This window comes from Lentzea sp. NPDC059081, assembly GCF_042738015.1.
Taxonomy (GTDB): domain Bacteria; phylum Actinomycetota; class Actinomycetes; order Mycobacteriales; family Pseudonocardiaceae; genus Lentzea.
Genome location: NZ_JBHYGW010000001.1, coordinates 938,461 through 953,690 on the forward strand (window position 1 = coordinate 938,461; position 15,230 = coordinate 953,690).

Consider the following 15,230-nt stretch of genomic DNA (forward strand, 5'->3'; position numbering starts at 1 on the left):
CACCACCATCACTCCTCCACCAGGAACTGCGAACGGTCGAAGCGCCGGGGCGCCGGACGTGGTGGCACGGCGACGGGTTCGAGTGCCGCGAGCTCCTCCGCGAGCGCCGCGACGGTCGGTGCCTCGAAGAGCGTCCGCACCCCGACCCGGACGCCGAGCAGGTCCTCCAGCCGTGCGACGACGCGCGTCGCGACCAGCGAATGGCCACCCAGCGAGAAGAAGTCGTCGAACACACCCACCTCGGCGACGCCGAGCACGTCCCGCCACACCCCGGCGACGCGGCGCTCCAGCTCGGAGCGCGGCCCGGCGAAGCCCTCCTCGGTGCGCACCGGTCCCGCGTCCGGGTCCGGCAGCGCGGCCCGGTCGACCTTCCCGTTGCGCGACAGGGGCAGTTCGTCCATGGTCACGAAGACCGCGGGAACCATGTAGGCGGGCAGTGTGGTGCCGAGTGCCCGTTTGACCTCCACCACGTCCAGCTCGCCGGCCACCACGTAGGCCACCAGCCTCTGGTCACCACGCTGGTCCGTGCCCGCGACCACGGTGGCGCCGGAGATCGCGGGATGCGCGCGGAGCGCGTGCTCGACCTCGCCGAGCTCGACGCGCTGACCGCGGATCTTCGTCTGGTGGTCCGTGCGCCCCAGGTAGTCGAGACCGCCACCGGCTCCCCACCGGACGACGTCACCGGTGCGGTACATGCGGGATCCCGGCGCGCCGAACGGGTCCGGCACGAACCGGTCCGCGGTGAGCCCGCCGCGGCCGAGGTAACCGCGCGCCAGCTGCACGCCCACGAGGTGCAGCTCTCCCGGCACCCCCACGGGCACCCGCCGCAGGTTCCGGTCCAGCACCCGCACGCTCGTGTTCCACACCGGCGACCCGATGGGCACCCGGCCCGCCGGGTCCACCCGGCACCTCCAGTGCGTCACGTCGACGGCGGCCTCGGTGGGGCCGTAGAGGTTGTGCAGCTCGACGCCGAACCGGGCGCCGAACGTGGCCACGAGGTCCGGCGGCAGCGCCTCTCCGCTGCAGATCACCCTGCGCAGCATCGGAACGCACGCCGACGAACCGGGAGAGTTCACGAAAACGTCCAACATGGACGGTACGAAGTGGACGGTCGTCACCCGTTCGGCGGCGATGAGACCGGCCAGGTACACGGGGTCTCGGTGCCCGCCGGGCTCACTGATCACCAGCGGCACGCCCTCGCGCAACGGCCAGAAGACCTCCCACACCGAGACGTCGAACCCGGCGGGGGTCTTCAGCAGCACGCGGTCCGTAGCGTCCAGGCCGTACTCGGCCTGCATCCACCGCAGCCTGTTGTCGATCGCGGCGTGGGTGACCACGACGGCCTTCGGCCTGCCGGTGGAGCCGGAGGTGTACAGCACGTACGCGGCGCCGGCGGAGTCCGCCGCGGGCACGGCCACCGCCGGCAGCCGATCGCGGACGTCCACCGCCGGTATGTCGTACCCGGCGGCCGGTGTGCCGGTGAGCACCACCCGCGCCGCGGAGTCCCGCAGCATGAACGCGACCCGGCCGGCCGGCAGCTCGGGTTCGACCGGCAGGTACGCGCCTCCTGCCCGCAGCACGGCGAGCATCGCGATCACCAGGTCCGCCGAGCGCGGCAGGTGGACCGCCACGACGTCCTCCGGTCCGACGCCCTCGGCCACCAGCCGGGCGGCCAGCCCGTCCGCCGCCTCGATCAGCTCCCGGAAGGACGTCGTGACACCGTTCTCGACGAGTGCGACCGCGTCCGGCGCCTGCCGCCAGATCGCCTCGTGCAGCAGCTCCGGCCGGTGGTCCCGGTGAGCTCCGGTCTCGGCGGCGACGAGCACCGCCAGATCGGCGGGGCCGACGACGTCCAGGTCGGCCACGCGGCTGTCGGGGTGCTCGAGCGCGGCGGCGAGCACGGTCTCGAACCCGCGGGCCATCCGCTCCGCGGTGGCGCGGTCGAACAGGTCGGTGGCGTAGGTCAGGGCACCGCTCAGGCCGCCGCCCCGCGCGGCCAGCTCCAGCAGGAGGTCGAACCGGCTGCCGGCGAGCCCGACGGGTTCCTCGCTCACGGCGAGGTCGCCGAACCGCGTGCGGGTGTTCTCCTCGTTCTCCAGGGACAGGCAGGCCTGGAAGATCGGCGGGACACCGGGGTTGCGCGGCGGGGAGAGCTCCGCGACGACCCGGTCGAACGGCACGTCCTGGTGCGCGAAGGCGTCCAGCACCGTGCTCCGGACACCAGCGACGTGCCGCCGGAACGTCGGCGAGCCGCTCAGGTCCGCCCGCACGGGCACCGTGTTGACGAAGAACCCGACGACGTCCGCGAACTCGGCGCGCGACCGTCCCGCCGTCACGGTGCCGACCGCGAACAGGTCCTGCTGGGAGTAGCGGTGCAGCAACACCTCGTAGGCCGCCAAGAGCACCGTGAACAGCGTCGTCCCCTGCTCCCGCGCGAACGCCGAAGCCCTGGCCACCAGGCCTTCCGGCAGGTCGAGCCGGACCGCGGCACCCGTACCGGTGGCCTCCGCCGGCCTCGGCCGGTCGGTGGGCAGCACGAGGTCCCGCACACCGTCCAGGTGCCGGCGCCAGAAGCCGGCCTGCTCGGCGACGACCTCCTCGGTGAGCGCCTCGCCCTGCCACCGCGCGTGGTGCCGGTACTGCCATTCCAGCGGCGCGGGCGGGTCCGCGCGGCCGGAGCACGCGGCGGTGTAGTGCTCCTCCAGTTCGGCGAGCAGGATCCCGATGGACCAGCCGTCGGCGACGAGGTGGTGCACGGCCATCGCGAGCACGTGCTCGTTGTCGCCCGTCCTGACCAGGCGGGCGCGCAGGAGCGGCCCCTGCTCCAGGTCGAACGGCTCGTCGAGCACGGCCCGCACCGCCGCGAGCTCACCGGCGGGCACACCGGCCCTGCCGGTCTCGTCCACCACGTCGACCGCCACCTCGAACGGGTCGAGGATCAGCTGAAGCGGGACGCCGTCTGCGGAACGGAAGACCGTGCGCAGCGACTCGTGCCGCACGACCAGCGCGTCGACCGCGAACCTCACCGCCGCGACGTCGAGAGCACCGCGCAGCCGCAGCACCAGCGGCATGGTGTTGACGGCGGTGCCGGGTCGCCACTGCTCGCCGAACCACAACCGGGTCTGGGTCGCCGACGCCGGGACGAGCCCTCCCTCCGGCATCGGGTCGGCACGGGGAGCCGGCACGCCGAGGGAGGGTGAGAGCGCCGACATCGCTTCGGCGAGGGCGGCGACCGTCGGCGAGTCGAACAGCGTCCGCACCGGCACCCGCACACCGCACAGCTCCTCCAGCGCGGCCACCACGCGGGTCGCGATCAGCGAGTGGCCGCCGAGGAGGAAGAAGTCGTCGAACACGCCGACCTCGTCCAGGCCCAGCAGGTCGGCCCACACCCCGGCGACCGTCCGTTCGAGACCGGTGCGCGGTGCGACGAGCGGGGCACCGGTCTCCGGCCGCGCCGCGCCGGGGGCCGGCAGTGCCGCGCGGTCGACCTTCCCGTTGCGCGACAACGGCAGCTCCGCCAGGCCGACGAACGCCGACGGCACCATGTACCCCGGCAGGAACCCGCCGCAGAACGCGTGGAGTCCGGCGACGTCGGGCAGGTCCCCGTCGGTGACGAGGTACGCGACCAGCCGGTGCGACCCCGCCCCGTCGTCGAGCGCCACCGCCACGACGTCGCGCACCGCGGGGTGCGCCCGCAGCACGCTCTCCACCTCGCCGAGCTCGACGCGGAACCCGCGGATCTTGACCTGCTGGTCGATCCTCCCGAGGAACTCGAGGTCCCCGCTGGGCAGGAACCTCACCAGGTCACCGGTGCGGTACATCCTGCCGGTGCGGGTGAACGGGTCGGCGACGAACTTCCGCGCGGTCAGGTCGTCACGGCCGAGGTAGCCCTCGCCCACCCCGTGCCCACCCACGCACAGCTCGCCCGGCGCTCCCGGTGGCAGCAGACGCAGCCGTTCGTCCACGACGTAGGCGGTCGAGTGCGCCATCGGCCTGCCGATCGGCACGTAGTTCGGCCGGTCGCGCTCGTCGAACGCCTCCGGTGCGAAACAGGTCTGGTCGATCGAGGCCTCGGTGCAGCCGTAGACGTTGAGCACCCGCACGTGGTCGCCGATCAGCTTGCGGACCACGTCGTAGTCGCGGACGACCCAGGCGTCCGCGCTCGACACGACGACCTCCAGGTGCTCCAGCGCCTCCGGCCGCCGCGACAGCGCTTCGGCGAGCGGGTTCACCAGCACGGGGGTGCTCTCCAGGACGGTGACGCGGTGCCGGGTGATCAGGTCGGCGATGCCGTCGATCTCGGCGCGGACCTCGTCCGGGCACACCACGAGCGTGCCGCCCGCGTAGAGCGACCGGCCCAGGTCGCCGTTGAACACGTCGAAGGCGAACGACCCCAGCTGCAGGCACACGGGCACCCCGGTGAGCCGGTAGCAGCCGGCGTAGGCCTCCATCGTGGACGCGAACGCACCGTGGCTGATCAGCACCGCCTTGGGTGTGCCGGACGTGCCGGAGGTGTAGATGGCGTACGCGGGCGCGTCCCGGCCGGGACCGAGCCGTTCCGGCGCCTCACCGGTCAGCTCGTCCACCGAGTCGACCACGAGCACCCGGCCGGTGTGACCCACGCCGGTCTTGTGCCGCAACGAGGTCTCGGTGACCAGGAGCCGCGCGCCGCAGTCGCCGAGCATGGAGCGGATCCGTTCCACCGGGTGCCGGGTGTCGATCGGCACGTACACCGCGCCCAGCGCGAAGCAACCGAGGACGGCGACCACGGGCAGGTCGCCGCGGTGCAGCAGCAGTCCCACGCGGTCGCCGGCGACGACCCCGGCACCGGCGATCCGGTCGGCGAACACCAGGGCGGCGCGGTGCAGCTCGGCGTAGGTGAGCGCGCGGTCGCCGTGGACCAGCGCCAGGTCGTCCGGCCGGGACAGGGCGATCTCGCGGACCCGGTGGTGCAGCGGCTGGGCCCGCAGCTCCGGCAGCCCGGCGTTGCACAGTCCGAAGAGGACGGTCTCGCGCTCGTCCGCGCTCATCAGCTCGACGTCCCGCACCACCGTGCCGGGCACCACCAGCTGTCCGAGGACGGTCGCGAGCCAGCCGGCCACCCGCCGGATGAGCTCGTCGCCGACGCGCGCCGTGTCGAACCGCAGCGTCAGGCCGATCCCGGTGCCACCGGGCTCCGCGACGCAGACGAGCTCGACGTCGTCCGGCATCTCCTGCCACGGGCGGACGCACACGGCCACAACGGGTTCGTGACCGCCGAACACCCGCTCCGCGGTCTCCGCTGGCAGCGCTCTCGCGACGCCCAGCGCCTTCGACGCCGTCGCGGTCATCCGGTCGACCAGGCTCGTCACGAGCTCCCCGTCGGCACCGGGTACGGACAGCGGTGCGAGCGGGGCGCCCGTGCCGCCGACCGACGGCGTGTGGACGAGCAGGTCGTCCCGATTGGCGCAGCGCGCCACGACGAGACCGGCCGCGCTCGCCAGCACCGCCAGCAGCCTCACCGGCGCGCCAGCGGCGAGCTCGGTGAGCGCGGCGCTCGTGTGGTCGTCGAGCCGCACGGGGACGATCTCCGTCCCGGTGCGGGGCCCCGGACGTCCGCCGAAGAGCCGGGACAGCGCGGGCACCGGTTCCACGGCGCCGCCGTCCGCCTGCCAGGAGGCGATCGCCTCACGTGCCGCGGTGGTGGTGGCGCGCACCCTGGCCGCGACGACACGCGCGGCGCCGGCACTGGCAGCGCGGCGCTGATCAGGATCCGCGGTCATGCTCGCCCTCCAGCAGGTCGTGACTCACGTCGGCCGAGCGCGTCGAGCAGGAACCTCGCGACGTCGACCCCTTTGGTGCCCCGGCCGAACCCGCCGTCGAGACCGCACTCCGCCGCCAGCTCGGCCGTCACCAGCGGACCACCCGCGACCAGCAGGAACCGGTCGCGGACACCACGTTCGACGGCGGTGTCGTGGAGCTTGCGCATCATCACCTGGTGGATGTCGCGGTGGGACACGACGAGGCTCGCGAGCACCGCGCACGCGCCCTGCTCGACCGCCTCGTCGAGCAGCCGTTCCACGAGCACGGAGGCGCCGATGTTGACGCACTCCACGCCGAACCACTCCAGGCCGCGGTGCTTGATGTTGGTGACCTCCTGCAGGCCGACGGAGTGCTCGTCGTTGCCGAGCGTCGCGCCGACCACCCGGAGGTCCCTGCCGCTCAGCGCCGCCCTGACCGCCTCGGGATCGACCTCTCGCGAGCCCGGCGGCACCACGGGCAGCTCGGCCCTGCGCACGCCGGCCATGACGGTGCCCGCGATCTCGTACTGCACGCCTTCCGCCGGGTGCAGCACGACCTTGTCGACGATCCGCGCGTCGCGCAGGTTCATCCGCTCGGCGAACATCAGCGCGGCGGCGTCGCCCTGCCACTCGGGCAGCGGCAGGAACATGCTCAGCGTCACGACGCCGTCGCCGCGGTGCTCGGCCTCCGGCCGCACGACCTCGATCCCCGCCGCGACGGCCTCGGCGCGGCGCAGGTCCACGCGGTCGGTCGGGTCGAGCTCGTCGACGAACCGCACCAGCGCGTCGTCGCACAGGGTGCAGCCGCGGCAGCCCTCGTCGGCGCGCTCGCCGAAGTGGCTGCACACCGGCGCCGAGTACCCGGCCGCCCGCGGGACCACCGTGCCGGCACCGACGCCACCGGACCGCTCCCGCCGGATGCCGTCGCCGGCGCGCTCCGGGTACAGGCCCGTGTCGACGAAGAACCCGGCCCCGAGCGCCTCGTAGTACCCACCGGCCGCGAGCACGTCCTCGAGCATCAGCACCGCGCGGGCGACCAGGTCGCACAGCTCCGGCCGCACGCCCTCCTCGTCGACGTGGACGAGGTCGGTCAGCCCGTCCAGTCCGACGAGCACCTGCTTGGTCGCGCTGACGGCCTGCACCGACGAGTGGTGCCACGGCACGCAACGCGCCTCGTCGGGCGCGATCGTGCTCTGGATGTCGGCGCTGGTGAGTCGGGAGATCAGGGTGTCGAGGGCGTGCAGCACCACGGCCTCGTGCACGTTCGTCGTGCTGTAGCGGGTGTTCTGCTGCGCCCGGAACCGGTAGCCCTCGAACAGGAAGCGCACCGCCAGCGCGTACGGGAGGTCGATGGCGATCTTCGGTGCGGGCGGTGCCGTCGGCGGCACCGTCGACAGCGCGACCAGGTCGCGGTCCATGCCGGCGAGCAGGGACATCACGCAGTTGAGGGCGTGCTGCACCAGCAGCTCCGGCCGGACGTTCCACGCCTTGAGCGACGTCGAGTTCGCGTTGTGGGCACCGTCGAGCTGGAGGATCCGCGCGTCCGCGAGCACCCGCTTGGCCTCGAAGGCGTCCACGACGGACCGCACCGGGTTCACGTTGCGGTACAGGATGTTGTACTGGCAGTCCTGGTGAGCGCCGCCGACGCCCTCCTCCGCGAACACGACGGCCATCTCGCTGCCCGCGAGGCCGCTGACGTAGGAGTGCAGGTTGATCCGGCGGCCCGTCTCGTCCTCGATCAGGTCGAGCGCCCGCCTGGTCGCCCGCAGCTGCTTGCGGGTGATCGGCACCCCGCCGATGCCCTCCGGCGTGCCCTCGAGGAGACCGTCGAAGTGGCTCTGGCCCAACGTCCGGATGACCATGATGTGGTCGGCCCCGTGCCACGCCGCCATCCGCATCCGGCGCAGGTCGTCCTCGAACCGCCCCGACGCGATCTCCGCGGTGATCACGCAGTCGGGCTGCGGGTCGGCGCCGCCGAAGTACTCGGCGGCCTGCAGGGTCGCGCCCGCGGCGAGCGGCGCGGTGGTCTGCCGGTACGAGAAGTCCGCGGAGGCGCCCTTGCCCGTGCGCCAGGTCCAGCCGCGCCGGCGGGGGCGGTAGGACTGCAGCCCGTCCAGGATCGCGTCCACGGGCAGGGGTTCGTCCCTGGTCAACGGTGCGAGCGGCCGGTGTCGTTCCGGTCGTGCTCTCGTTGCCTCATGCGGCGCCGTCCTCCCGAGCAGGGCGGCGTGGGCCTGGTCGAGGGTCATCGTGTGCACGTCGGCGTGCCTGCGCAGCACGCCTCCCACCCCGTCGCCCAGCCATCCCTCCCGCACGGCGAGGTCGACGAGCTCCTTCGCCTGCACCGAGTCCAGCCCCATGCGCAGCAGCACCGACCGTTCGATCGACGGTGTCGTGTGCGCACGGGCGAACTCGGCGAGCGGTTCCACGGCGAGTCCGGCCAGCTCCCAGAACCGGTCCCTGAGCTTCTCGAGTCCCAGTGCGCGCAGGTCCGCGAGCCGTCCGGCCCTGGTCGTCGACGCCGTCACGACGTACCCCCGATCCCGCCTGCGCCGGCGCGCACGACCGGTGCGACGAGGTAACCGACCTCGCCCGCGATGCTGAGCTGCCCGTCCCGCAGACCGACCCGGACGTCCCCGCCCCTGGTGCGCGCGATCGTGGGCATGCCGACCCTGCCGCTGCGCCAGGCGAGGTACCCGGCCGCCGCCACACCCGTTCCGCAGCACGCGGTCTCGTCCTCGACGCCGACCTCGTAGGTCCGCACGGCGATACCGGCGCCGTCGACCGCCACGAAGTCCACGTGCACGCCGTCCGGATGTCCCAGCGCGGTGTTGAGGTCGAGGTCGTGGCGCAGCCGCGCGCCTTCCACCGCCACGTCGACGGAGTCCAGCTCGTCGCGGTCCACGAACACGACGAGGTGCGGCACCCCGGTGTAGGCGAACCACCAGTCCTCCCGCACCTGGCGCACCTCGCGGGCGGGCCCCAGCACGACGTCGGCCCCGGTGCCGTCCACCCGCACCGGCTTGGGGCCGTCGTCGGTGACGATCACACCGCTGCCGTCGATCAGCCCCCGGTCCGCCGCGTACCTCGTCACGCACCTCAGACCGTTGCCGCACATGGCTTCCCACGTTCCGTCGCAGTCGAAGAAGATCATCCGCAGACCGCGTTCGTGGTCGGGGTAGAAGAACAGGACGCCGTCCACCCTCACCGACTCGACCACTTTGGACACCGCGGTCGTGGCCGCGCGCAGCACGTCCGGCGGATCGTCCGCGCGGCCGGCCAGATCGATGATCGCGATCACGTTGCCGTTGCCGTGCGCGACCGCGAAGCCCACGACCCCGGTGAGGCCGAACGACGTCACCTCCTGCACAGCGCGCTCGATCTCCGCGCGCAGCGGTTCCTGCGTCACCTTCAGCACCAGTCCCCCATGTCCATGCCCCTCTCCACGAAGCGGCCCACCGCCGTCGGGTGCCGCGGCAGCAGCGCGCCGAGTGCGGAGACGACGTACTTCCGGTCGACGAGCCAGGTCCGCACGTTCTCCGGCACCAGGCGCGTGGCGCGCAGCCCGGTGATCGCGACCTCCAGCGGACCGGGATCGCCGAGGCCGTGGCTGAGCGCGCCGCCGGTGGCGAGCACCGCGTCCACCTGTCTCAGGTCGGCCCCGTGCACGACGTGCCGCACACCGGCGGCCCCGTGCACCCGCACGGCGTGGCCGCAGTGCCTGGCCAGGCCGCGTCGCACCGCCCGCAGCGCGTACCCCCGCACCCGGTCCGCGTCGAGGATCGGATCGCCGCCGTGCGGCTCCTCCCCCGGTTCCAACAGGTTCGGCAGGTTGTGGAAGACGCCGAGGTCTCCTTCGACCGTGCGCTTGAGCCTCGGCTCGAACGTCGCCCGCACGACCCCCTCGTCCTGCCGGTCCGCGTGCCAGGAGTGGACGTCCGTGGTGGCACCGCCGACGTCCAGCGCGAGCAGACCGCCGAACCGCTCGGCGAGCGCCTCGACCGCGCGGGACACGGCGAGCGGCGTAGGCACGCAGCCGCTGCCCAGCCGCTCGCGCACCGCGTCGATCCCCGGCGCCTTCACGACGTCGCGCTCGTAGATCCCCCTGATCAGGTCCCGGACCTCGGTGAACCGGAAGCAGTCGCTCTCCGGGTAGACGTTGTCGGCGAGCACGCAGTGCTTGCCGACACCGGCGAACAGCGCCTCGACCTCGTCGCGGACCCGCGCGTTGCCCGCGAAGACGAACACCGAGTCCACATCGGACTCCGCGAGCGCGGCGGCGTTGGCCAGCACCGTCTCCACCTCTCCGTGGTCGGTGCCACCGCACACGAGCACCAGCCCGGGACGCGAGCGGGCGATCGTCGCGAGGTCTCCGGCGTCGATCCGGCCGGAGGTCGAGGCGACCACGACGCCACCGGCGCCCAGCGCGATCTCCGTCCCCACCTTGGTACTCAGCGTCGGGGTGAGCCCGCACACCGCGATGCGCAGGCCACCGGCCGCGCTGCTGGTCAGGACGGCGTCGTCCCAGCCGGTGATGCCGAAGTCCCGCGCCGACGCCAGCACCTCGCCGACGCCGATGCCGACGTCCCCCGCGTCCACCGTGGTGCGTGCCGCGGCCCGGCCGGCGATCCGCAGGCCGTCCGGCCCGTCGGTGAAGGCGACGAGCTTGGTGTAGGTGCTGCCGACCTCCAGCGCGAGCAGGGTCGGCTCCCGGCTCACGACCACAGGACGAGGCGTCCGTCCCGATGCCTGCCGACGAACGAGCTGACGCTGATGCGGTCGCTTCCGCTGCTGCGTTCGATGGCGTGGAAGTTGCGGCTGTTGAAGAAGGTCAGGTCACCGGCGGCCGGCTCGATCCGCACCCTCGCGCGGTCGGCCACGAGGCCGTCGTCGTAGCCGTAGCTGTCCGGGATCGCGTGCTCCTCGGCGCTCTCGTCCCACGGCCGGTCGTAGACGTACGTCGCACCGCCGTCCTGCGGCAGCTGGAGGTAGACGTTCCAGGTGATCTGGGCGTCGATCTCGCCGATCGACCAGCCGGGCGCGTCGTGGGGGGCCCAGTCGCAGTGGACGAGGCCTTCGCGGATCATGCGCACGAGGCCCGCGAAGTAGCCGCCCACCGCCGGTTCCTCCGCGACCGACACCGGTCGCGGCCAGACGGCGGCCAGCGCGGAGGAGACCAGCTCCACCGGGTCGCCGCTGCGGGCGAACACCTCCTGCCTGCGCAGGTTCGACTTCGCGGCCTGCTCGAAGTAGGCGGCCTTGGCCGCGGTGCCGTGCCGGTGCTCGAACTGCGTGATCCCGATCTTGCCGATCGGCGGGTCGACGTCGCGGTAGTGGTCGAGGCCGTTCTCCTCGATGCCGGCGACGGCCGCGGCGAGACCCTCCCGCGAGAGGAACCCCGGTATCCGGATCGCCGCGACCTCGTTGTCGAAGAGTGCGCCGACCAGTCCGCGGTCGAGCTCCCGCACGGTGACGATGTCCCAGTTCATGCTGCGCTCCCCAGGTTCAGCGAGTGAGTCCGACTTGCCTGGCAATGGCCGACAGCTGGCGCGTGCTCACCCTCATCAGGTCGAAGTCGCGCGCACCGTCCTCCTCCACCCGAGCCGTCGTGTGGTGGGTGATGACGTCCTCCAGCGCGCTCAGGTAGCTCGCGGCCAGCGCCTCCACGTCCTCGCGGCGGTGGAAGTCGCGCGCCGAGGTGATCTCGATCAGCAGGCGGTCCTCGACCCCGGTCACCACCACCTCGAGGAGGTGCCTGCGCGGGGCGGCGGCGCTCTGCAGCGGGCTGGGCACCTGCAGCGGTGAGCCGAACACCGAGTCGTCCCCGCCGGGCCGGGTGAACCTGCCCAGGTAGTTGAAGCTGATCTCGGACTGCGGCAGCGCCGCCAGTGCCCGCGCCGCCTCGCCGCCGAGGTAGCGGAGGATCCCGTAGCCGATCCCGTTGTCCGGCACCGTCTCCAGGTACCGGTGCACCCGCTCCGCGACAGTGGCGGCACCGTCGCGTTCGGACAGTTCGAGGACCGCGGGGAAGATCGACGTGAACCAGCCGACCGTGCGCGACACGTCGAGGGATCCGTCGAGGTGTTCCCTGCCGTGCCCTTCGAGGTCGATCTGGACGGCGGAGCGCCCGGTGACGGAGCGCCAGGCGAGCAGGAAGCCGCCGAGCAGCACGTCCCTGGGCTGCACATCACGCCCGCGCACGGCGTCCCGCGTCAACGCGGCGACCTGCTCCGCGGGAAGCTCGACCGTCACGGTCTGGCTGCGCCCCACCGTGTTCATCCCACCGGCTTCCGCCGGCGCCGGTCCCCACGTCGCGGCGACGGCGTCCGCGCGCGGCACGGCGAGCCAGTGCGCCAGCCGGCCACCCCGCTCGAGCTCCTCCGCGTACCGGCCCACCGCGGCCCCCCACCGCCGGAACGAGTCCGTCTTGGCGGGCAGGCGGATCTCGGCACCGGCGCGCAGCGCGCGGTAGGCGTTCTCCAGGTCCTCCATGAGCACGCGGAACGAGACGCCGTCGACGACCAGGTGGTGGATCGCGATCATCAGCCGGTCGGCGCGGTCCGGTCCGAGGCGGAACAGCACGGCGGACAGCATCGGCCCCGCGACGAGGTCGATCGCCTGCTGCGCCGCGGTGACGGCGGCCCGGATCTCGTCGTCCTGGGTGGACCGATCGGCCCCGCGCAGGTCGAGCACGCGGAAGGCGGGATCGGCGCCGCTCCCGGGCACGAGGTGACGCGACCGCGCGCCGTCGACCACGAAGGTGCTGCGCAACGCGTCGTGGTGCGCGACGAGCGCGCGCAGGGCGTCGTGGACCAGGTCCTCCGCGACCTCGTCGCGCACCTCGACGAAGACCGCCTGGTCCCAGTGGTGGGACTCGGGCAGGTTCTGCTCGAAGAACCAGCGCTGGATCGGGGTGAGCGCGACCTCGCCGACGGGGTCGTCGCCCTGCGCCGCATCCGCCTCGCGCACGACGGCGACCTTCGCGAGCGCCGTGACGGTCTCCTCCTCCAGCACCTGCCGGGAGGTGATCCGCAGCCCCGCGGCCGCGGCGCGCGCGGAGATCTGCAGGCTGGTGATCGAGTCACCGCCGAGGGTGAAGAAGCTGTCCCGCGGGCCGACGTGGCCGACCCGCAGGACGTCGCGCCAGATGTCCGCGAGCCGCTGTTCCACCGGTGTCATCGACGGCGGCTCCGCCGGAGCGGACGCCGTGGACTTGCGGTCGAGCATCGAGGTCAGCAGCGCACGCTGTGCGGGTGAGAGTCCGGCCAGCCTGGCCGAGATGTCGTCCGGGGACATGGCAGTGGTCTCCTGGTGGTGGTGCGGATCAGGCGGCGAGAAGTTCGGCGGCCTGCCGGTCGACCGCCTCCGCGCCGAGTTCGGCGTCCAGCAGCCCGATGAGCGCGCCCAGGGTCCGGACCTCGAAGACGTCGTTCACGGAGAGGTCGGTCTCGAAGGTCATCTTCATCCGCCCCACGAGCCGCACCGCCGCGAGGGAATCCCCGCCGGAGCGGAAGAAGTCGGTCTCCGGATCGACGACCGCGCGCCCCAGCACCTCTGTCCACAGTGCACACAGCGCGCGGGCGACCGCACGGGACTCCGCTCCTGGAGCCCACTTCCCCGCGGCCGCCTCGGCATCCCCGGCGTCCTCGGTGACCGAGTGCGCGATCAGCTCGACGGACCCGTCCGCCAGGTGCCGGCCGGACCAGCCCGCCACCGCGTCCGCCGAGACCGAGCCGTCCACGACGAGGTGAACGGCGCCGGGCACGCCCGCGGGAACGGGCTCGCCCCTGCGGTCGAGCAGGTGCAGCCGCACCGGACCCGGTGCCACCTCCCCGGGGACCTCCACCTCGGCCGCCTGCCACGACTCGACCAGTTCCGCGGCGTGCTCACGGCGCACGGCGCTCACGCCGCGCACCGTGCCGTCGAGGTGGGAGACGAGCGACTCCAGCACCGCCTCGAACCGCCCCTGCAGCGTGGTCGCGGTGTCGTCGTCGAAGAGCTCGGTGTCGTAGAGCAGCTGGAGCCGGATGCTCGGGTGACGTGGCAGCACGGTCAGCGTCAGCGGGTAGCCCGTGTCCTCGACGATCTCCCGCACGACGAGGCCGGAGCCGCCGCCGAGGTCGAAGTCCGGGTTCTCGCTGGGGTAGTTCTCGAACACGACGATGCTGTCGAAGAGCGGCGTTCCCGCGGGAACCCCGGCGCAGGACTGGATCTCGGTGAGCCCGATGTGCTGGTAAGGCGAGGAGTCGAGCTGCGTGCGCTGCACCTCGCGCAGGAGCCCGGCGACCGGCTGGTCCTCGTCCAGCACCACCCGCTGCGGGATGGTGTTGATGAACACGCCGACGATGTTCTCGACACCGGCGAGGTCGGCGGGCCTGCCGGAGACGGTCGCGCCGAACGTGACGTCGTCCCTGCCGGTGATGCGGGACAGCAGGAGCGCCCACGCGGTCTGGAAGAGCGTGTTGAGCGTGACCTTCCCGCGCTGGGCGGCGTCGACGAGTGAGGCGCTCAGCCCGGAGCTCAGGTCGTGGTAGCCGCGACCGGCCACCGCGGTGCCACGGCGCTCGCACGCTCTGCCCGCTGGAAGGGCGCCGAGCGCAAACCCGGACACGCCGTCGAGCCGATCGCTCCAGAACCGGGTCGCCGCCTCCTTCGGCTGTTTGGCGAGCCAGGAGAGGAAGTCGCGGAACGGTCCGGCGGGAGGCAGGTGAGCCACCTCGCCCGCGGCCGAAGCGCGGTACACCGCGGCGACCTCGTTGATCGTGATGGGCATCGACCAGCCGTCCATCACGAGGTGGTGCAGCGTCCAGACGACGACCGTGCCCTCGTCGTCGCGCACCAGTGTGAGCCGCATCAGCGGAACTCGGCTCAGCACGAAACCTTCCGCCCTGTCCTCCGCGAGGAACGCGGCGAAGGCGCCGTCCCGGCGGCCCGTGAGGTCGACCTCGCGCAGCGGAACGGCACAGGCCGGCACGACGACCTGCACCGGTTCGTCCACGCCCTCCCAGACGAACGCCGCCCGCAACGTCGGGTGGCGGTTCACCACGACGGTCCACGCGTCGGCGAGCCGGGCGGCGTCGACCGATCCCTCCACGTCGAAGACGAACTGCTCGAGGTAGGGCCCCGACCGGCGCGACCGCAGGGTGTGGAAGAGGATCCCGTTCTGCATCGGAGTGAGCGGGTAGATGTCCTCGAATTCTACCCGTGCCGAGGCGTCCGTCGTTTGCACGCCGTACCTTCCTTTCAGCACGAATCGACCCGTGCTCGGAATGTCGAAATCACCAGCTGGTGTCGAATGCGTGAGAAGACTTCCTGGCCGGCCCGCGAAACGGTCAGCGGAACCCGGCGAGCTGCCCGGCGGCCGACACTAGCGAGACCGCCACGGGGCAACAAGGAAACGACGGCGGGGTTGTCCCGCCGGCGGGACGACCGTGCGGATGGCCATTCACG

7 protein-coding genes are annotated in these 15,230 nt (G+C 72.8%); all 7 read right to left on the reverse strand.

What is annotated here, in order from left to right; all coding sequences use genetic code 11:
• Nucleotides 1-8: 8 nt before the first annotated feature.
• From ACFWV3_RS03860 to ACFWV3_RS03890, 7 genes are read right to left on the reverse strand one after another with little or no spacing between them, the layout of a single operon-like run.
• The gene (locus ACFWV3_RS03860; RefSeq protein WP_382407905.1) at nucleotides 9-5,762 is read right to left on the reverse strand and encodes an amino acid adenylation domain-containing protein; all 5,754 of its coding nucleotides are present in this window, start codon (nucleotides 5,760-5,762) and stop codon (nucleotides 9-11) included.
• Complete coding sequence (gene oraE, locus ACFWV3_RS03865) at nucleotides 5,759-8,308, reverse strand: D-ornithine 4,5-aminomutase subunit OraE (protein ID WP_382407907.1); 2,550 nt, start codon at nucleotides 8,306-8,308, stop codon at nucleotides 5,759-5,761. Before oraE ends, ACFWV3_RS03860 begins: the two co-directional genes overlap by 4 nt.
• On the reverse strand, nucleotides 8,305-9,198 hold the full coding sequence (gene dapF, locus ACFWV3_RS03870) for a diaminopimelate epimerase (protein WP_382407909.1): 894 nt from the start codon (nucleotides 9,196-9,198) through the stop codon (nucleotides 8,305-8,307). Before dapF ends, oraE begins: the two co-directional genes overlap by 4 nt.
• Complete coding sequence (locus ACFWV3_RS03875; RefSeq protein ID WP_382407911.1) at nucleotides 9,192-10,499, reverse strand: glutamate mutase L; 1,308 nt, start codon at nucleotides 10,497-10,499, stop codon at nucleotides 9,192-9,194. The genes dapF and ACFWV3_RS03875 overlap by 7 nt, the downstream gene beginning before the upstream one ends.
• The gene (locus ACFWV3_RS03880) at nucleotides 10,496-11,269 is read right to left on the reverse strand and encodes a hypothetical protein (protein WP_382407913.1); all 774 of its coding nucleotides are present in this window, start codon (nucleotides 11,267-11,269) and stop codon (nucleotides 10,496-10,498) included. Before ACFWV3_RS03880 ends, ACFWV3_RS03875 begins: the two co-directional genes overlap by 4 nt.
• Before the next feature lie 16 nt (nucleotides 11,270-11,285).
• Nucleotides 11,286-13,076, reverse strand: coding sequence for a condensation domain-containing protein (locus ACFWV3_RS03885; protein ID WP_382407915.1), 1,791 nt, complete (start codon nucleotides 13,074-13,076; stop codon nucleotides 11,286-11,288).
• Nucleotides 13,077-13,104: 28 nt separating this feature from the next.
• Nucleotides 13,105-15,009, reverse strand: a complete 1,905-nt coding sequence (locus ACFWV3_RS03890) for a condensation domain-containing protein (protein WP_382407917.1) — start codon at nucleotides 15,007-15,009, stop codon at nucleotides 13,105-13,107.
• Between the last annotated feature and the right edge of the window lie 221 nt (nucleotides 15,010-15,230).